The sequence below is a fragment of the Betaproteobacteria bacterium genome (assembly GCA_016709965.1).
In the GTDB taxonomy this organism is placed as follows: domain Bacteria; phylum Pseudomonadota; class Gammaproteobacteria; order Burkholderiales; family Rhodocyclaceae; genus Azonexus; species Azonexus amarohabitans.
The window spans coordinates 497865-514652 of the sequence record JADJLT010000006.1 but is presented as its reverse complement, the minus strand read 5'-3'; the positions used below and the strand labels follow the sequence as shown (position 1 = coordinate 514652).

General features: G+C 58.4%; 23 protein-coding genes. 17 read left to right on the top strand and 6 right to left on the bottom strand.

What is annotated here, in order from left to right; translation table 11 throughout:
* Positions 1 to 57: 57 nt before the first annotated feature.
* Entirely contained in the window at positions 58 to 483 is a 426-nt protein-coding gene (locus tag IPJ12_16940) for a hemerythrin family protein (protein ID MBK7648781.1), read from the bottom strand.
* A 379-nt stretch (positions 484 to 862) separates the two neighbouring features.
* On the opposite strand from IPJ12_16940, the gene hda reads away from it, so the two are divergent.
* The 10 genes from hda to IPJ12_16890 all read left to right on the top strand — a co-directional run bounded on the left by hda (position 863) and on the right by IPJ12_16890 (position 7988).
* Positions 863 to 1552 carry a DnaA regulatory inactivator Hda gene (gene hda, locus IPJ12_16935; GenBank protein MBK7648780.1) on the top strand — a complete coding sequence of 230 codons (690 nt, stop codon included), beginning with the start codon at positions 863 to 865 and terminating at the stop codon, positions 1550 to 1552.
* 51 nt (positions 1553 to 1603) lie between these two features.
* Positions 1604 to 2308: a DUF1003 domain-containing protein gene (locus IPJ12_16930; protein ID MBK7648779.1), complete on the top strand. Its 705-nt coding sequence runs from the start codon at positions 1604 to 1606 to the stop codon at positions 2306 to 2308.
* Between the two features lie 36 nt (positions 2309 to 2344).
* Entirely contained in the window at positions 2345 to 3013 is a 669-nt protein-coding gene (locus IPJ12_16925) for an HAD family hydrolase (GenBank protein MBK7648778.1), read from the top strand.
* 48 nt (positions 3014 to 3061) lie between these two features.
* On the top strand, positions 3062 to 4405 hold the full coding sequence (pcnB, locus tag IPJ12_16920; protein MBK7648777.1) for a polynucleotide adenylyltransferase PcnB: 1344 nt from the start codon (positions 3062 to 3064) through the stop codon (positions 4403 to 4405).
* Positions 4402 to 4878 carry a 2-amino-4-hydroxy-6-hydroxymethyldihydropteridine diphosphokinase gene (gene folK / locus IPJ12_16915; protein ID MBK7648776.1) on the top strand — a complete coding sequence of 159 codons (477 nt, stop codon included), beginning with the start codon at positions 4402 to 4404 and terminating at the stop codon, positions 4876 to 4878. The genes pcnB and folK overlap by 4 nt, the downstream gene beginning before the upstream one ends.
* 17 nt (positions 4879 to 4895) lie before the next feature.
* Entirely contained in the window at positions 4896 to 5237 is a 342-nt protein-coding gene (locus IPJ12_16910; GenBank protein MBK7648775.1) for a DMT family protein, read from the top strand.
* Between the two features lie 13 nt (positions 5238 to 5250).
* Entirely contained in the window at positions 5251 to 6069 is an 819-nt protein-coding gene (panB, locus tag IPJ12_16905) for a 3-methyl-2-oxobutanoate hydroxymethyltransferase (protein MBK7648774.1), read from the top strand.
* A 6-nt stretch (positions 6070 to 6075) separates the two neighbouring features.
* Entirely contained in the window at positions 6076 to 6900 is an 825-nt protein-coding gene (locus tag IPJ12_16900; GenBank protein MBK7648773.1) for a pantoate--beta-alanine ligase, read from the top strand.
* Positions 6901 to 6990: 90 nt separating this feature from the next.
* Complete coding sequence (locus IPJ12_16895) at positions 6991 to 7374, top strand: aspartate 1-decarboxylase (protein ID MBK7648772.1); 384 nt, start codon at positions 6991 to 6993, stop codon at positions 7372 to 7374.
* A gap of 104 nt (positions 7375 to 7478) precedes the next feature.
* On the top strand, positions 7479 to 7988 hold the full coding sequence (locus tag IPJ12_16890) for a hypothetical protein (GenBank protein MBK7648771.1): 510 nt from the start codon (positions 7479 to 7481) through the stop codon (positions 7986 to 7988).
* A 260-nt stretch (positions 7989 to 8248) separates the two neighbouring features.
* On the opposite strand, the gene IPJ12_16885 is transcribed toward IPJ12_16890, so the two are convergent.
* Positions 8249 to 9331 carry an NYN domain-containing protein gene (locus tag IPJ12_16885; GenBank protein MBK7648770.1) on the bottom strand — a complete coding sequence of 361 codons (1083 nt, stop codon included), beginning with the start codon at positions 9329 to 9331 and terminating at the stop codon, positions 8249 to 8251.
* Between the two features lie 153 nt (positions 9332 to 9484).
* Here IPJ12_16885 and IPJ12_16880 point away from each other — a divergent pair, with 153 nt between their 5' ends.
* Together IPJ12_16880 and IPJ12_16875 are read left to right on the top strand one after the other, a co-directional pair.
* A complete protein-coding gene (locus IPJ12_16880) occupies positions 9485 to 9913 on the top strand; it encodes a cytochrome c (GenBank protein MBK7648769.1) in 429 nt (142 codons plus the stop codon).
* 18 nt (positions 9914 to 9931) lie between these two features.
* On the top strand, positions 9932 to 11305 hold the full coding sequence (locus IPJ12_16875; GenBank protein ID MBK7648768.1) for a cbb3-type cytochrome c oxidase subunit I: 1374 nt from the start codon (positions 9932 to 9934) through the stop codon (positions 11303 to 11305).
* Positions 11306 to 11441: 136 nt separating this feature from the next.
* Here the strand turns inward: IPJ12_16875 and IPJ12_16870 are convergent, their stop codons facing one another.
* The 4 genes from IPJ12_16870 to IPJ12_16855 all read right to left on the bottom strand — a co-directional run bounded on the left by IPJ12_16870 (position 11442) and on the right by IPJ12_16855 (position 13171).
* Positions 11442 to 11615, bottom strand: coding sequence for a Txe/YoeB family addiction module toxin (locus IPJ12_16870; GenBank protein ID MBK7648767.1), 174 nt, complete (start codon positions 11613 to 11615; stop codon positions 11442 to 11444).
* Entirely contained in the window at positions 11609 to 11806 is a 198-nt protein-coding gene (locus IPJ12_16865; protein MBK7648766.1) for a type II toxin-antitoxin system Phd/YefM family antitoxin, read from the bottom strand. Before IPJ12_16865 ends, IPJ12_16870 begins: the two co-directional genes overlap by 7 nt.
* A 30-nt stretch (positions 11807 to 11836) precedes the next feature.
* A complete protein-coding gene (locus IPJ12_16860; GenBank protein ID MBK7648765.1) occupies positions 11837 to 12379 on the bottom strand; it encodes a hypothetical protein in 543 nt (180 codons plus the stop codon).
* Positions 12380 to 12535: 156 nt separating this feature from the next.
* Positions 12536 to 13171 (bottom strand): class I SAM-dependent methyltransferase, encoded by a 636-nt coding sequence (locus IPJ12_16855; protein MBK7648764.1) that lies wholly within the window; start codon positions 13169 to 13171, stop codon positions 12536 to 12538.
* Positions 13172 to 13382: 211 nt separating this feature from the next.
* Between IPJ12_16855 and IPJ12_16850 the strand changes: the two genes are divergently transcribed.
* The 5 genes from IPJ12_16850 (at position 13383) to IPJ12_16830 (ending at position 16786) form a co-directional block, all read left to right on the top strand.
* Positions 13383 to 14531 (top strand): GNAT family N-acetyltransferase, encoded by a 1149-nt coding sequence (locus IPJ12_16850; GenBank protein ID MBK7648763.1) that lies wholly within the window; start codon positions 13383 to 13385, stop codon positions 14529 to 14531.
* Positions 14532 to 14753: 222 nt separating this feature from the next.
* Complete coding sequence (locus IPJ12_16845) at positions 14754 to 15344, top strand: cytochrome c oxidase subunit 3 family protein (GenBank protein MBK7648762.1); 591 nt, start codon at positions 14754 to 14756, stop codon at positions 15342 to 15344.
* Between the two features lie 2 nt (positions 15345 to 15346).
* Positions 15347 to 15613: a cytochrome C oxidase subunit IV family protein gene (locus IPJ12_16840; GenBank protein ID MBK7648761.1), complete on the top strand. Its 267-nt coding sequence runs from the start codon at positions 15347 to 15349 to the stop codon at positions 15611 to 15613.
* Positions 15610 to 16392 carry a CbbQ/NirQ/NorQ/GpvN family protein gene (locus IPJ12_16835; protein ID MBK7648760.1) on the top strand — a complete coding sequence of 261 codons (783 nt, stop codon included), beginning with the start codon at positions 15610 to 15612 and terminating at the stop codon, positions 16390 to 16392. Before IPJ12_16840 ends, IPJ12_16835 begins: the two co-directional genes overlap by 4 nt.
* Positions 16373 to 16786, top strand: coding sequence for a DUF4870 domain-containing protein (locus IPJ12_16830; GenBank protein MBK7648759.1), 414 nt, complete (start codon positions 16373 to 16375; stop codon positions 16784 to 16786). Before IPJ12_16835 ends, IPJ12_16830 begins: the two co-directional genes overlap by 20 nt.
* Positions 16787 to 16788 lie beyond the last annotated feature (2 nt).

Below are 16788 nucleotides of genomic sequence, written 5' to 3'. Positions count from 1 at the left end.
CCGACAAGTTACATTGTCCGGCGCCCTTTTTGCGTCTGAAACAGATTGAAAAGTCCTTCAAGCTCTCCGGTTAGCATCCTCAATCAGCGGCTTGAGGCTCAGATCGTATTTCATCAAGTGATTCAGCACCCACTTGGAGACACTGGGAAGCAAGGCATCGACAGCGCCGTAGCCGCCGGTTATCGATGTCAAATGAATGTGCGAAATCTCGTCCATTATCTGGGTGTGCGCAGCAACATGCTGATCAAACATGTCACCTTTCAGACCGACTTTCTTCATCAACGCTTCTTCATAATCGAAGTGTTGCGCCAATCTACCGGTCAATTCGGACATTATTTCATTGCATTTGTAAGCTGCAGAAGGATCGCCTGACAGCTTCTTTAATGCATCCATGCATTCAAACAAGCCTTCATGCTGACAGTCGAGCAAGTGGTCGCCAAGCCTAAACGGCGCTGGAAGAAAACGAAAATCCTGCTGGAACATGATGTCAATTACCCGCGCGTATTGACACAAACAGATACGCCAATGCTTAGGCACATCCGCGCCGTAAACCACCCACTCATGACGACATCTCGAACGCTAAGGCATGTTGCGTAATCAAGGAAAGCAGGCATTTTTGGACTGTCGAGTGGTTATCTGCTGCCATTTTACTGCACGACGTGCCCGAATTTCGTGAGTTAAGTCACAGGCATAGTCAAATTTGCTGTCCGAGCACGTCTCCCGCCCAACCTACGTTTGTCATAAAACCCGTGAATAATCAAATGCCGGACCGAGAAAAAGCCAGCTTTCTTCAGTATTCTGCCGTTTGAGCCAATCTCCGAAGGCTGACTTGAAGACCTCCTGGCAGTCGACTACCGGACAAATGCTAAAATCGTGCCCCCTGCTTCGTTCCAACCTCCCGATGCGCCAGCTGATTCTCGATTTGCTGCCCGAAAGCCCGCCCTCGCTGGACAATTTCGTCGCCGGCGGCAATGCAGAAACACTGACCCTGTTCACCGAATGGCTGGCCGGGACGCGCGTCGATACTTCGTTTTGCCTGTGGGGCGAAGCCGGTTCCGGGCGTTCGCACTTGTTGCAGGCGAGCGGCTTCGCCCATATCGACGCCGCCCTCGACCCAACACTAAAAAGAGCGCCAACCACCGGACAACTGGCCGTGGATCACGTTGAAATGCTGAACGATGCCGGCCAGATCGCCCTCTTCAACCATTTCAATCGCCTGAAAATGGCCAGCGGCATGCTGTTGACCGCAGCCGATCAGCCGCCGGCTCATCTCGCTTTGCGTGAAGATCTGCGCACTCGCCTTGGCTCCGGTCTGATCTGCCGCCTGCAACCGCTCTCCGACACCGAAAAGGCCGAAGCGCTGGCCGCCCAAGCCAAGGAACGTGCCCTGAAGCTGACGCCGGAACTCATCGATTACCTGATGCGCCACGCGCCGCGCGACATGCGTACCTTGTCGTCGATCATGGTTGCGCTTGACCAATACACGCTGGAACAGAAACGCGTCGTCACCCTGCCGCTGCTGCGCGAGCTGCTGCAATCGCCGCAAGGCTGATGCCGAGCGGGCTGTTACCCTGTACGGATCGCTACCCAAGAGACCTTACGCATGAGTCATGACAAGTCACCCAGCGGCACCTGCCTTGTCTGCGGCAAGCCTTTCCCTTCGCGGGAACTGATCTCCGCGCCGCTGATCCGCGCCAACATCGCGGACGCCATCCGCGCCGAGCATCCGGACTGGTCGAATAGCAGCAACATCTGCCAGGGCGATCTGGCTCACTATCGCGGACAGTACGTTCATTCCCTGCTCATCTCAGAAAAAGGCGAATTATCCGAGCTGGAAAAAGAGGTGGTGCACAGTCTGCAAACCCACCAGATTCTTGCCGCCGATGTCGACAGCGACTATGCAGAAAAATGGAATCTTGGCGAGCGCCTGGCCGACCGCATCGCGACGTTCGGTGGCAGCTGGACTTTCCTGATTCTCTTCGGCCTGTTCATCGTTGTCTGGATCATGATCAACTCGCTGGTTCTTTACTGGCGCCCGGTCGATCCCTTCCCGTTCATCCTGCTTAATCTCGTGCTGTCCTGCCTGGCCGCCGTCCAGGCGCCGGTGATCATGATGAGTCAAAACCGGCAGGAGGCAAAAGACCGCCTCCGCGACCGCAACGACTATCAGGTGAATCTGAAAGCCGAGCTTGAAATCCGCCAGCTTCACGAAAAAATCGACCACTTGCTGTCGCATCAATGGGAACGGATGATCGAAATCCAGGAAGTTCAGCTCGACCTGCTCAACGAATTGCGTCGTCCCCGGTAAACTCCGCTACCAACATCCACTCACTCAAGAAACACCATGAACCTGGCCCTTTTCGACCTCGACAACACTCTGCTCACTGGCGACTCCGACTTCGAGTGGGCGCAATTTCTGATCAGCAAAGGTATCGTCGACCGCGAACTGCAGGAGGCGAAAAACATCCAGTTCTATGAGCAATACAAGGCCGGCACGCTCGACATTCACGAATTCCTCGCCTTCCAGCTCGCCCCGCTGACCCGCCATTCGCGTGCCGAACTCGATGCCTGGCACCGCGAATACATGGATCGCCACATCCTGCCGATCATCGGCACGGCAGCCCGCACGCTAGTCAACAAGCATCTTGATGCCGGCGACCTGTGCGCCATCGTCACCGCCACCAACAGTTTCGTGACCGGCCCGATCACCCGCGAATTCGGCATTCCGCACCTCATCGGCACCGTTCCCGCGGTCAACCTGAAAAACGGGGCATTTTCCGGAATGCCGCGCGGCACCCCCTCCTTCCGCGATGGCAAGATCGAACGCGTGGAAAGCTGGCTCGAATCGCTCGGCCTGTGGTGGGGCAGCTTTACCAACAGTTTTTTCTACAGCGACTCGCATAACGACCTGCCGCTCATGGGCAAGGTCAGAACACCGGTGGCCGTCGATCCGGACGATACGCTACGCGCCCATGCCGGTGAAATGGGCTGGAAAATCATTACTCTGCGGTAGAATCGGTCTTTTCCCGCAGCGTCCAGAACGCTCATTGAACGGTAATACGTGATCCGCAAATTCATTTCCCGCGTCTTCAGCGGCAAAAAGCCAAAAGCCGGCAAGCATGAACCGGCTGTCATTCCCGTCTCCAGCCACGGCATCACCCGCGACCGCATCAGCAGCGGCAGTCGGCGCGTCTGCGAAACCTTGCAGGGCCACGGTTTCAAGGCTTACGTGGTCGGCGGAGCAGTCCGTGACCTGTTGATCGGCGCCGAGCCAAAGGATTTCGACATTGCTACCGATGCGACGCCGGAAGAAATCCGCCGTTCCTTCCGTCGCTCGCGCATCATCGGCCGCCGCTTCCAGATCGTGCACGTCATGATGGGCCAGGAAACGCTGGAAGTGACCACCTTCCGCGGCATGCTGGACGAAAAGACCAAAACCGACGAACACGGCCGCGTCCTGCACGACAATGTTTTCGGCAGCCATGCCGACGACGCCGCCCGCCGCGACTTCACCGCCAACGCGCTGTATTACGATCCGGCCAGCGAGGCGGTCATCGACTACCACCATGGCGTCGGCGATCTCAAGCAAAAAACCCTGCGCATGATCGGCGAACCGCGCGCCCGCTACCGCGAAGACCCAGTTCGCATGCTGCGCGCCGTCCGCCTGGCCGCCAAGCTCGGCCTGTTCATTGACCCGGAAGCGAAAAAGCCGATCCGCGAAATGGCCAGCCTGCTCGAAAATGTGCCGGCCGCCCGCCTTTTTGACGAAATGCTCAAGCTGCTGACCTCCGGGCACTCGGTCAAATGCATCACCCAATTGCGCGACGAGGGCCTGCATCACGGCCTGCTACCGCTTCTCGACGTCATTCTCGAACAGCCGATGGGTGAAAAGTTCGTGATGCTGTCACTGAAAAACACCGATGATCGCATCCGGCTGGATAAGGGAGTTTCGCCCGGTTTCCTGTTCGCCACCCTGCTCTGGCACGAGGTGCTGGCGCATTGGGAAAAGCTCAAGGCCAAGGGCGAAGCGAAGATTCCGGCGCTGTATCAGGCGATGGACACCGTTATCGATGTGCAGGGCGAAAAACTGGCGATTACCCGCCGTATCGCTGGCGACATCAAGGATATCTGGTCCCTGCAACCACGCTTCGAAGCGCGCGCCGGCAAGCGCCCCTATGCCCTGCTGGAACAGCCGCGTTTCCGTGCCGGTTACGACTTTCTCGTCCTGCGCGCCGAATCCGGCGAAATCGACATGGAACTGGCCGATTGGTGGACGCGCTTCCAGAAGGTTGACGGCGACGAGCGCGCTGAAATGCTGCAACCCGAACAGGCTGGCGACAAGAAGCGCCGCCGTCGCAAGAAAAAGCCGGCCGGTGACAGCGCTGCTGCCAGCTCACCCGAATGAACACCGCTTACGTCGCGCTGGGGGCCAATCTGGGCGACCCAGCAGCTACCGTGCGCGCGGCCTTTGCAGCACTGGCCAATCTGCCGGAAAGCCGGCTCGTCCATAGCTCCTCGCTGTATCGCACGGCGCCGGTTGGCATTACCGAGCAACCTGAGTTCGTCAACGCGGTAGCCGAACTCGAAACCACACTGGCACCTGAGTCGCTACTCGACGCGCTGTTTGAGATCGAACAGCGTTTCGGCCGCATCCGCGCCGAACGCAACGGCCCGCGCACGCTGGACCTCGACCTGCTGCTCTACAACGACCAGCAGATCGACCTGCCACGCCTGACCGTGCCGCATCCGCGCCTGCATTTGCGCGCCTTCGTGCTCCAGCCGCTGGGTGAAATCGCCCCCAAACTGGCATTGCCGGGGCGTGGCACCGTCGCCGCCTGGCTACCGGCCGTCGCCAATCAGGACATCGTTAAGCTGTGATCCTCTTCGGCCTGCACATCCCCGTGCTCTGGCAGACGGTGACGCTGCTGGCCCTGTCGAATGTCTTCATGACTTTCGCCTGGTACTCTCACCTCAAGAACCTCAACGACAAGCCGTGGTGGATCGCCGCCCTGCTTTCCTGGGGCATCGCGCTGTTCGAGTACCTGCTGCAGGTACCAGCCAATCGCATCGGCAATACCGAGATGAACCTCGGTCAGCTCAAGATCCTGCAGGAAGTGATCACACTGACTGTCTTTGTTCCCTTTGTCGTCTTTTACATGGGCCAGCCGCTCAAGCTTGACTACTTATGGGCGGCTCTGTGTATCCTAGGCGCCGTCTATTTCGTTTTCAGGACTTGAGTCTACTCAAACCATGTCTGCCCAAACCATTACCCGCCGCCTGACCCAGGCCGATCTCGCCAAGCTGTACGCCGCCGGCGAAAAAGTTGTCATGTTTACCTGCTACGACGCCAGTTTCGCCCGCCTGATGGATGGCGCCGGCGTTGACTCGATTCTGATCGGCGATTCGCTGGGCAACGTCATTCAGGGGCACGACACAACGCTGCCGGTCACCGTGACCGACATTGCCTACCACACGGCTGCCGTCAAGCGCGGTTCTGACCGCCCCTTCATCATCGCCGACATGCCTTTCGGCAGCTACCAGGAATCGCCAGAGAGCGCTTTCCGCAACGCCGTCACGCTGATGGCCGCCGGCGCGCAAATGGTCAAGCTCGAAGGCGGCCAGGAAATGGCAAAAACGGTCAAATTTCTGGTTGACCGTGGCATTCCGGTCTGCGGGCACATTGGCCTGACGCCGCAGTCGGTACATGCCATGGGCGGATACAAGGTCCAGGGCAAGGGCGAAGCCGCGGCGCAACGCCTCAAAGATGATGCGATTGCGCTACAAGATGCCGGGGCAACGATGCTCGTCATCGAAGCCATTCCCGCCGTGCTGGCCACCGAAGTCACGGCCATGCTGCACATCATCACCATCGGCATCGGTGCCGGCAAGGAAACCTCCGGCCAGGTCATGGTGCTGCACGATGCCCTCGACGTACCACCGGGCAAGAAGGCCAAGTTCGTCAAGAATTTCATGGAAGGCGCCGCGAGCATTCACGACGCCATTTGCCGTGCCGTTACTGCCGTCAAGGATGGCAGCTATCCCGGCCCCGAACACACCTACACCGCGTAAAACATCATGCAAATCCATTCCGCCATCGCCGACCTCCGGGCGGCGCTGAAAAATCGTGGCCGCGTCGTTTTTGTGCCGACCATGGGCAACCTGCACGCCGGCCACATCAGCCTGATGGAACAGGCGCGCGCCCACGGCGATACCGTGGTTGCCTCGATTTTCGTCAATCGCCTGCAGTTCGGGCCGAACGAGGATTTCGACAAGTACCCGCGCACTTTCCAGGCCGACTGCGACAAGCTGGCCGCCGCCGGCGTCGACGTACTGTTCGCGCCGACCGAGACCGATCTTTACCCGGAACCGCAGGAATACACAGTGGAGCCGCCCGCCATCCAGAACATTCTTGATGGCGAGTTCCGCCCCGGCCATTTCCGCGGCGTCGCCACCGTGGTGCTCAAGCTCTTTAATTGCGTACAGCCCGATGCAGCCGTCTTTGGCAAAAAGGATTATCAGCAGCTGATGGTCATCCGCAACATGACCCGCCAGTTTGCCCTGCCGATTGACATCATCGGCGGCGAAACTGTGCGCGCCGAGGATGGTCTCGCCCTGTCTTCGCGCAACGGTTACCTGAGCGAGGCTGAGCGCGCCGAAGCCCCGCGCCTCTACCGCCTGCTCAACAAGATTCGCGATGCGGTCCGGGCCGGCGACAGCGATATTCAAAATTTGGAAGCGGGCGTCATTGGCGAGTTGACCGCAGCCGGCTGGAAAACCGACTATGTTGCTGTGCGACAACAGTCGGACCTATCCCCCCCGAAAGCCGGAAACGCCCCACTGGTGGTGCTTGCCGCCAGCCGTCTGGGAGCCACACGGCTCATCGACAACATCGAGATTTGACGCAGCGAAATTATCCATAATTACGCCCGTTGACAGCATTTCTATTGTCGTTACAATGCGCTTCCCCCAACCGTCTGGATGAGTGAAACCATGCAGAGAACAATGTTGAAATCCAAGTTGCATCGCGTCACTGCAACCCATGCCGACCTCCACTACGAGGGTTCCTGCGCCATTGATGAAGACCTGCTCGAAGCAGCGAACATCAAGGAATACGAGCAGATCGACATCTGGAACGTAAACAATGGTGAGCGTTTCACGACTTACGCCATCCGCGCCGAACGTGGATCGGGCGTCATTTCCGTCAATGGCTCGGCGGCGCGCCGTGCAGCGCCGGGTGACATCATGATCATCGCCACCTTTGCGGTGTATAACGAAGTGGAACTGGCCCGCCACGAACCTGATCTGATCTACGTCGATTCCCAGAACCGCATCGTGCGCCGTGGTCACAAGATTCCGGTACAAGCCGCCGCCTGATTGCAAAATTAATTCTCGCTCAACCAAAAACCCGCCGCTTGGCGGGTTTTTCTTTTCTGTACAATACAACACAAAAATTCACACTATGAAGCGGGAGACAAACCATGGGCGTTGTTTTCGCCAAGACCCGCAAAGGGCAGGACGAAATCGCCACGAAGGCCGGGGGGCTGTCGCCACGGGTGCGGCGGGTCCTGATTTTCGTTGACGGTAAAAGAAGCGTCGACGACATGCGCGCCATGTTGCAGTCCGACGACTTGCAACACACGCTGGGCATGCTCGAAGAGGAAGGCTACATCGAAGTGGGCGGGGTGATCGATGCAGCCGCCAGACTCAAGCCACCACCTGGCCCACTGGCCTCGATCACGGCCTTCACCGACTTGCCGAGCGACCCTGACCCGCTCCGCCTCCAGCAGGCGCGCAATTTCATGACCAATACACTGAATGCCTTTGTCGGCTCTCTGGGCAATACATCACTGCTTGACCGCATTGAAAAATCCGAGAGTCACACCGAACTGCGCGCCCTCTACGACGAGTGGTATAACGCGCTCGTCCTGTCACGCGATGGCAGGCGCGAAGCTGAAGGCTTACGCACCAAGCTGCTGGCAGTCATCTAACCATCGCTGGTCAAATGGCAATCGGGGCTGCTTTGGCAGCCCCGATTGCCGTCAACCCTCGGTACTTTCAATCACTTTTGGTTTGCGTGCCCGGCTGGTTCGAGCCACCCGCTTGGCTTTCGCCGGCGGCTTCTCGTGAGACATTGTTTCCTCAACAGCCGCCACATCCGTTGCACCGGGTTCAAGCTCCGCCGAAACGCTCTCCTGCGCTGTTGCCGCCTTGCGGGGGCGACGCGCACCACGACGCGGCTTGCTCTCAGCTACCGCCGACCGCCGGCACTCCCTCGGTTACGTTTGCCGATTCGCTCGGTGGCGACGGCCGGCTCGGCCTCAACTACCGGCTCCAGCGTTTCAGCTGTCACCCGCTCCTTGCCATTGCGTGAGCGACGGCCACCCCGGCGGCGAGCATTGCTGGCTGTTTCCGGCTCGGGCGATGAAATTTCGGTTTTTTCGACTTCTGGCGGGTTGACCGCAGCAGTCTCTACCAGCTCGGGCTGCACGAGCACGTCGACCTCAACCGGCGCCGGGCGCGGCTGGGCGCGGAAGACGAAGGCGCCCTTGTCGTCGCGACCAAAGCCGATCAAGCCGCGACTAGCTGCCTCTTCCAGCAGGTTGCCGAATGTCCGGAAGCCGTAATAGCTTTCATTGAAGCCCGGGTTGCGGCGCTTGACCACTTCCTTGAGCACCGAAGCCCAGATTCGCTCACTTTCACCACGGTCGGCCATCAGATCGACAAAGGTGGCTGCCACAATATCCACGGCCTTGTTCTTGCGCTCTTCGCCCTTCTCGCGACGCTTCTGCTCGTCTTCCGGCGAGCGTTTGGGGACATCGCCACGGTCGCGGCGCGAATTGCGCTGACTTTCGCGGTCGCGAACCAGGTCGTCGTAATAGATGAATTCGTCACAATTGGTCACCAGCAGGTCGGAACAGGATTGCTTGACGCCGACGCCGATGACCTTCTTGGCGTTCTCGCGCAGCTTGGACACCAGCGGCGAGAAATCGGAATCGCCGCTGATAATCACGAAGGTATCGACGTGCGCCTTGGTGTAGCAGAGGTCGAGCGCATCCACCACCATGCGGATATCCGCTGAATTCTTGCCCGATTGCCGCACGTGCGGGATTTCGATCAACTCGAAATTGGCCTCATGCATGGGCGCCTTGAACGCCTTGTAGCGATCCCAGTCGCAGTAAGCCTTCTTGACCACGATGCTGCCCTTGGCCAGCAAGCGCTCAAGGACCGGACGCATGTCGAATTTGTCGTACTGGGCATCGCGCACGCCGAGCGCGATATTTTCGAAATCGCAGAAGAGCGCCATGCTGGCGGTATCGCTGGATGAGGCCATGGAAAACTTTCAACTGGAGGAAGCCGGAGTATACCGCTGACACCCTTCCCCTGATGGCCCAAGTAATTCCGCATTCTTAGCGGACATCAAAGATTCCCCCTGTTCCGACAACCTACCATCCGTCGGCCAAACAATTTCCGAAAGGGGGAAACAATGAGTGGCGCTTTCACCAAATCGATGGCGCGGAACATTTTTTACGGGGGGACGGTCTTCTTCTTCCTGTTGTTCCTTGCGCTGTCATTCGACACACTCTCGACACTACCTAAACGCGACATGCGGGCCAATATGACGCCGCAAATCGCCGAGGGCAAGAAGCTCTGGGAAACACACAACTGCATCGGTTGCCACACCCTTCTGGGTGAAGGTGCCTACTTCGCTCCGGAACTGGGTAACGTTATCGTTCGCTATGGCGACGAAGGCGTCAAGGCATTCATCCAGAGCCGTCCGAAAGAAGGTATCCCGGGTCGCCGCAGCATGCCTCAGTTCAATTTCACCGACGAGCAACTGAACGCCATCGTGGCCTTCCTGAAGCACGTCAATTCGGTCAACACCAACAACTGGCCACCTAACAGCCAGGGCTGATCGAGAGGAGAACTGATAATGCAATACAAATCACAAGCGGTTGCAAAACCTTACTTCATCGCGGCAATCGGCCTGTTTGTCGGTCAGATCCTGTTCGGCCTGGTTATGGGCCTGCAGTATGTGCTCGGCGACTTCCTGTTCCCCGCCATTCCGTTCAACGTGGCCCGCATGGTCCACACCAACCTGCTCATTGTGTGGCTGCTCTTTGGCTTCATGGGTGGCACGTACTTCCTGATCCCGGAAGAATCTGAAACTGAACTGTTCAGTCCGAAACTGGCGCTGCTCATGTTCTGGGTCTTCCTGGTCGCTGGTGCCGCCACCATCCTTGGTTATCTGCTGGTGCCGTACGCGACGCTAGCCGAACTGACCGGTAACAGCCTCCTCGAAACGATGGGTCGCGAGTTCCTCGAACAGCCGTTGCCGACCAAGGTCGGGATCGTCATCGTGGCACTCGTGTTCCTGTTCAACATCACCATGACGGTGCTGAAGGGCAAGAAAACCGCCATTTCGCTGGTGCTGCTGATTGGTCTGTGGGGCTTGGCCGTCTTCTTCCTGTTCTCTTTCTACAACCCGGCGAACGTCGTTCTCGACAAGTTCTTCTGGTGGTGGACGGTGCACCTCTGGGTTGAAGGCGTATGGGAACTGATTCTGGGTTCCTTGCTGGCCTTCGTGCTGATCAAGACGACTGGTGTTGACCGTGAAGTGATCGAAAAGTGGCTGTATGTGATCGTCACCATGACCCTGATCACCGGCATTATCGGTACGGGCCACCACTACTTCTGGATTGGTACGCCGGAATACTGGCAGTGGTGGGGTTCCATCTTCTCCGCACTGGAGCCGATTCCGTTCTTCGGCATGACCGTGTTTGCCTTCAACATGGTAAACCGTCGCCGTCGCGAGCATCCCAACAAGGCTGCTGTGTTGTGGGCGCTCGGCACCGGTGTAATGGCTTTCCTGGGCGCTGGCGTGTGGGGCTTCCTGCACACCCTGGCTCCGGTCAACTACTACACGCACGGTACGCAGATCACTGCAGCTCACGGCCACTTGTCTTTCTATGGCGCCTACGCCATGGTCAACCTGATGATGATCTCCTACGCCATGCCCATCCTGCGCGGCCGTGCTGCCAACAGCAACAAGTCGCAAGTGCTGGAAATGTGGTCGTTCTGGCTGATGACCGTCGCCATGGTGTTCATTACCCTGTTCCTGACCGCCGCTGGCATCCTGCAAGTCTGGCTGCAACGCGTCTCCGATTCTCCGCTGCCCTTCATGGTCGCGCAGGACAAGATCGCGCTGTTCTACTGGATGCGTGAATGGGCCGGGGTAGCTTTCCTGGTTGGCCTGATCATCTACATCGCCAGCTTCTTTGTTGGCGGTGAAGAAAAGGCAGCATAAACAGTCACTGACTGCAGTAGCACACAAGGCGCGGATCGCAAGGACCGCGCCTTTTTTATGCGTGGTGAAAATTTGAAATTTGCCCGCTTTTTCGGGTTGACCGTAGCAAGCCACTCAAAACGGCGGAGGCACAGCCTTACGCGTAGTACGACCACATTCTGAGCACCTTGACCGTCTTTTCGGCCTCAATCACCTGATAGACCAGACGGTGCTGAATATTGATGCGCCGCGAATAGGCCCCGGCCAGATCGCCAATCAGCTTCTCGTAGGGCGGCGGATTCTGGAACGGATTCTCAGCCAAAATCACCAATCAAGTTCCTTGGCGCACTCATCGACCGGCGTCGACAACCCTTCACGAATCGACTCTCGCATGCCGGGAACAGACAGGAGATACATGGTTTCCTGAATGGCAGCCCAGTCGTCGGCAGACACCAGCACGGCGTTGTGGCGTTTCCCGGAGATCAAAATCGGTTGATGGTTTTCCGATGCTTGATCGATCAACTGACACCTGACTACTGCATGCTGATGCTGCTAGTTGCCTGTGATCCTCCCATCAGACATATACGCTTTTAGTGTTGCTGATGCTGCTTCAATTTTTTCTGTCTCTTTTAGCATCCACTCACGGATAACCAATAAAGCACTATCGCATTCATGTAGCATCTCTATGTTTGCTGAGATCTTGGATAGCTTCAGTCCCTTTCTTCCACGTAGAGAACCTTTGATTCTGATCCAGCGAGTTTCGTCGGCACACTCAATTGCCCAAAATGAATGAACAACCCGATTTCTAAACTCCTCAGCTGTTGCAAGCGCATTCTTTACAACAACCAGATCAACATCCTGCAAGTGAGCCGTCTTTCTCTTCGGGTATAACTCAACCAATAAATCGACCTTTTGACCAAAGCTCATGGCGGCAGACACCAAGAACTGATCGTCCTTTTCTCGCATACGCAAAAGCATCGCGAGTATTTCGGCAAGCCATTGCTCAATCTGTTGAAAGGAAACTACGATTCGACCAATGCCTTCATACAGACGCATAGTCTGAAGGGCTACCGGATCGGTGACATTAGTATTCATTGCAGCTCACGGCGCAGTAGAAAAACAGGCCTTTAGCATACCATGTGCATGATAGTAACCTCGAAATTGGCAACCTCTTCTCGGTGACCGCAGCAATTCAATCTCGCCAGAGCGATGAAGCCGGCAATCGGTGTTCAATTTTCAGTCCGCCTCATATCACGCCGCTTTCCGCCAAACACTGGCCAGCCAGGGCTGCTGTTCGCGCGGCATGCCTGTCGGCCGGTAGTAGTGCTCAAGTTCGACGAAACCGGCTTCAGTCAGCCGACAGCGCCAGGTTTCAAGATCGTGATAGGCGCCATAGCGGCCGCCGTTCCAGCCTTCGACGTTGGGGCCGTGGGGGTTGGAGCAGAAGAGGACGCCGCCGGGTTTTAGCGTGGCATGGAGTTGGCGCAGGATGCGGGGCAGTTCTCGGCTGGGGATGTGGAACAGCGAGGCGTTGGCGAAGATGCCGTCGAAGTGGCTGGCGGGCAGTTCGAGCCTGAGAAAATCCTGATGCCAGACTTCGCAGCCGGCATCGGTGCGCGCCATGTGGGCGAAGGATTCGGCGCCGTCGAGGCCGATGGCGCGGTGGCCGAGTCGGGTGAAGGTGGCAAGGTCGCGCCCCGGCCCGCAGCCGAAATCCAGAATGGTGAAAGGTGGCTGGCCGACAAGGTGGCGCAACAGCGCGTTGATGTTCTGGCTGACATCGTGGTCGCGCGTGCCGGCGCGAAACTCTTCGGCGCGCTGGTTGTAGTAGGCCAGCGTCAGTTCGGCGATCTGCGCCAGCTCGGATTGCTCGGGGCTCATTGCCATTCTCCCATCTGTAAGTGGGTCATATTTGGAGGTCCGGCATGGGGGGCTGGGTTTGCTTCCGGCTTGGCCGTTGCGGTTTATTGGTGGTCATGCCAGCTTGATTCATTTGGCAAGTGAAACGCAAGCGCGAAATCACGCTACCCTTGGCATGCGGCGGGGAACCGACGCTTCAACCCGCGGTCCGCCATAGGCCACTTTCGAAAGTTTCACCATGCCTGACGTCACCATCTCTACCTGCGATTCCGCCGCCGCGATCCCGCGCGAGGCATGGGATCGCCTTTGTCCGTCCGGGCATCCGTTTCTCAATGCCGATTTTCTGGCGATCATTGAGCGCCATGGCGCGGCGGGGCCGGACTGGGGCTGGGTAGCGCGGCATCTGGTGGCGCGTGACGATACTGGCCTGGTGGTCGGCATCCTGCCGCTTTACGTCCGCTTCAATTCTCACGGTGACTTCATTCATGACTGGTCGTGGGCCTCGGCCTACCAGCAGCTGGGGCGCAAGTATTACCCGAAATTGCTGAGTGGTTTGCCGCACACGCCGGCGGCCGGGCCGCGCCTGCTGGTGGCCGATGGGCCGCACGCCGCGGCGGTGCGCGGTGGGTTGATCGATGGCGCCATTTCACTGGCTGGCGAGTACGAGGCCTCGTCCTGGCATGTGGCTTTTCCGCATGAGGATGACCTGGCCACGCTGCGTGCAGCCGGGATGCTGATCAGCCACAACGTCCAGTTTCAGTGGCTCGATAGCGGCTGCGGCGATTTCGATGGTTATCTGGCGACCTTTGCCGCCGAGAAGCGGCGCAAGGTGCGGGCAGAACGGCGCAAGGTTGCGGCAAGCGGCCTGAGCATCGCGGTCTGCCACGGGAACGAAATCGATCCCGCCGAGTGGCCGGCGCTGCATGCGCTTTATGCGGCGACCTTCGACAAGTTCAACAACCATGCTGTGTTCACGGCCGCCTGTTTTGCCGATCTGGCGCAGGCACTGGGCCGACGAATGGTGGTTTTCATTGCCCGTGATGGCGGCCAGCCGGTGGCGGTATCGCTTTGTTTTCGCAGCGATGAGGCGCTCTATGGCCGTTATTGGGGCTGCAACGGCCATTATCACAGCCTGCATTTCGAGCTTTGTTTCTATCAGGGCATCGCCTATTGCCTGCGCGAAGGCCTGCAGCGCTTCGAGCCGGGGGCTGGCGGCGAGCACAAGATCGCGCGCGGCTTTACGCCGACCATGGTGCATTCGGCGCACTGGATCGCCGACCCGGCCATGCGCAAGCTGATCGGCCGGCATCTGGAATTGCAGGGCGATGCGGTGGCTACTTATCGGGATCAGGCGGCGGATCATTTGCCGTTTCGGTGCGAGACTTAGTGGTGCTTGCCACTCAAACCCCTCCTCAGCCCTCCCCTTGTCAGGGGAGGGGGCCCGATCTGCCGCAATTTTGGCTTCTCCTCACCTGACCAGGGGGCGAAGCTTGGGTCTGGAGAAGCAAGGCTTCGCACCAGCGCAGGCTGAAAGTGCGCTCCCCGCCTTCTTCCCCATTTTTGGGGCATATCAATTTGTCCCGGCCGTCGCCCCGCTACCATGCAGGCCATGACTACCGTCACGCTCACAATCCCCGAGCCCGGCACCAAGCGGCTGCCCGGCGACCTTGCCATCTGGTTTTTCATCCTGGCAGAGATGCTCGCCTTCGCGGTGTTTTTTTCCGCCTATGCCTTTGCCCGGGCGAGGAACGCCGAGCTGTTCAACCTCTACCAGCAGACGCTGGATAGAAATCTGGGGGCGCTGAATACCCTGCTGCTGATTACCGGCTCGTGGTTTGTCGTGCTCGCCGTGCAGGCGGCGCATCGCGACGATCAAAAATCCATCTCGCGCAACCTGCTGCTCGGCTTCCTGTGCGGCGGCGGCTTTCTGACGGTCAAGATCATCGAGTATTCGGCCAAATTTGGCGCCGGCATTTCGATGTCGACCAACACGTTTTACATGTTCTACATCTCGCTGACCTTCTTCCATTTCATGCACGTCATTCTCGGCATGGTGATTCTGGCTGTCCTCTGGAAACAGTCGCGAAATGGCATGTATGGCACCCACAATGCGAATGGTCTGGAAAGCGGCGCGGCTTACTGGCACATGGTCGATCTGCTGTGGATCGTTCTTTTCCCACTCGTTTATGTGATGCGCTGATGATGAATGCCTTGAAAAACCCGGCCCATCGCGCCTGGCTCGTCCTGATGATCGCCACCTGCATCACCTGGTATCTGGGTGAAGTGGGCGCCGCGGGCACTTGGGCCATTGTAGCCATGCTGGCCATCGCCTTCGTCAAGGGCCGGCTGGTGATTCTCGATTTCATGGAGCTGCGCGAGGCGCCTATGATGTGGCGCGTGCTACTCGAAGGCTGGCTGATCCTCGTTTCCAGCCTGATTCTGCTTGCTTACTGGATGTCTCTTAAATGAACGAACTGCCTTTCTACGAACCCACCGGCAACGAAATTTCACTTTTCGAGCATGCTTTTCAGCAGCGCCTGCCGCTGCTGATCAAAGGCCCGACCGGCTGCGGCAAAACGCGCTTTGTCTCACACATGGCGGCGCGACTGAAGCTGCCGCTCTACACCGTCGCCTGCCATGATGACCTGACCGCCGCCGACCTCGTCGGCCGCCACCTGATTTCCGACAAGGGCACCTACTGGTCCGACGGCCCGCTGACCCGCGCCGTGCGCGAAGGCGGCATTTGCTACCTCGATGAGATCGTCGAGGCGCGCAAGGACACCACTGTTGTGCTGCACCCGCTGGCCGATGACCGCCGCATCCTGCCCATTGATCGCACCGGCGAAATTCTCGAAGCGCCGGCCAATTTCATGCTGGTTGTTTCCTACAACCCCGGTTATCAGAACCTGCTCAAGGGCCTCAAGCCCTCGACCCGCCAGCGTTTCGTCTCCATGCGCTTCGACTTCCCCGGCGCCGAGCGCGAAATTTCGATCCTGATCGGCGAGACTGGCTGTGACGCCGATCTGGCCAAGCGTCTGGTCGGCATTGCCAAGGCTTTCCGCGCCCTCAAGGACCGCGATCTGGAAGAAGTGGCCAGCACCCGTCTGCTGGTCTATGCCGCGACGCTGATCAAGTCCGGCTTCGATGTCTCGGCCGCCTGTCGGGCCGCATTGGTCGAAAGCCTGACCGACGACGAAGAGACGGTCGAAGCGCTGATGGAAATCGTCAATGCCACTTTCGGACGATGATTTCGGCTTCGAGGAGGAAAAGGCCGGGCAAAACCTGGCCGTCCTCGCGGAAGCGCTGTATCTGGTCAACCTGCTGATTTTGCCGGGCATCGGCTTCCTGCTGCTTGTCGGCCTGTGGTTCAAATACAAGGACAGAGCCCCGCCACTGGCCCGCCAGCACCTCAAGCAAACCACCTTCATCAGCCTGATCGGCGGGATGCTGATTGTCACGCTGTCCGGGCTGATCCTTGGCCTTGGCGGTCTCGATTGGGAATGGACCTGGGTGACGCTGATTTTGTATTTCACCTGCATCCATTCAACGCTGGTGCTCCTTGGCATGTACGCGCTGATCAAGGCCATGAACGGGCAGATGTGGCGCTTCCCGCTGATCGGTCCCGCGGTCAACGGCAAATAACA

Bases quoted from the DNA above. Each gene is read 5' to 3' on its own strand.
- IPJ12_16940 (MBK7648781.1), bottom strand. From the start codon at position 483: ATGTTCCAGCAGGATTTTCGTTTTCTTCCAGCGCCGTTTAGGCTTGGC.
- hda (MBK7648780.1), top strand. From the start codon at position 863: ATGCTAAAATCGTGCCCCCTGCTTCGTTCCAACCTCCCGATGCGCCAG.
- IPJ12_16930 (MBK7648779.1), top strand. From the start codon at position 1,604: ATGAGTCATGACAAGTCACCCAGCGGCACCTGCCTTGTCTGCGGCAAG.
- IPJ12_16925 (MBK7648778.1), top strand. From the start codon at position 2,345: ATGAACCTGGCCCTTTTCGACCTCGACAACACTCTGCTCACTGGCGAC.
- folK (MBK7648776.1), top strand. From the start codon at position 4,402: ATGAACACCGCTTACGTCGCGCTGGGGGCCAATCTGGGCGACCCAGCA.
- panB (MBK7648774.1), top strand. From the start codon at position 5,251: ATGTCTGCCCAAACCATTACCCGCCGCCTGACCCAGGCCGATCTCGCC.
- IPJ12_16900 (MBK7648773.1), top strand. From the start codon at position 6,076: ATGCAAATCCATTCCGCCATCGCCGACCTCCGGGCGGCGCTGAAAAAT.
- IPJ12_16895 (MBK7648772.1), top strand. From the start codon at position 6,991: ATGCAGAGAACAATGTTGAAATCCAAGTTGCATCGCGTCACTGCAACC.
- IPJ12_16890 (MBK7648771.1), top strand. From the start codon at position 7,479: ATGGGCGTTGTTTTCGCCAAGACCCGCAAAGGGCAGGACGAAATCGCC.
- IPJ12_16885 (MBK7648770.1), bottom strand. From the start codon at position 9,331: ATGGCCTCATCCAGCGATACCGCCAGCATGGCGCTCTTCTGCGATTTC.
- IPJ12_16880 (MBK7648769.1), top strand. From the start codon at position 9,485: ATGAGTGGCGCTTTCACCAAATCGATGGCGCGGAACATTTTTTACGGG.
- IPJ12_16875 (MBK7648768.1), top strand. From the start codon at position 9,932: ATGCAATACAAATCACAAGCGGTTGCAAAACCTTACTTCATCGCGGCA.
- IPJ12_16860 (MBK7648765.1), bottom strand. From the start codon at position 12,379: ATGAATACTAATGTCACCGATCCGGTAGCCCTTCAGACTATGCGTCTG.
- IPJ12_16855 (MBK7648764.1), bottom strand. From the start codon at position 13,171: ATGGCAATGAGCCCCGAGCAATCCGAGCTGGCGCAGATCGCCGAACTG.
- IPJ12_16850 (MBK7648763.1), top strand. From the start codon at position 13,383: ATGCCTGACGTCACCATCTCTACCTGCGATTCCGCCGCCGCGATCCCG.
- IPJ12_16845 (MBK7648762.1), top strand. From the start codon at position 14,754: ATGACTACCGTCACGCTCACAATCCCCGAGCCCGGCACCAAGCGGCTG.
- IPJ12_16840 (MBK7648761.1), top strand. From the start codon at position 15,347: ATGAATGCCTTGAAAAACCCGGCCCATCGCGCCTGGCTCGTCCTGATG.
- IPJ12_16835 (MBK7648760.1), top strand. From the start codon at position 15,610: ATGAACGAACTGCCTTTCTACGAACCCACCGGCAACGAAATTTCACTT.
- IPJ12_16830 (MBK7648759.1), top strand. From the start codon at position 16,373: ATGCCACTTTCGGACGATGATTTCGGCTTCGAGGAGGAAAAGGCCGGG.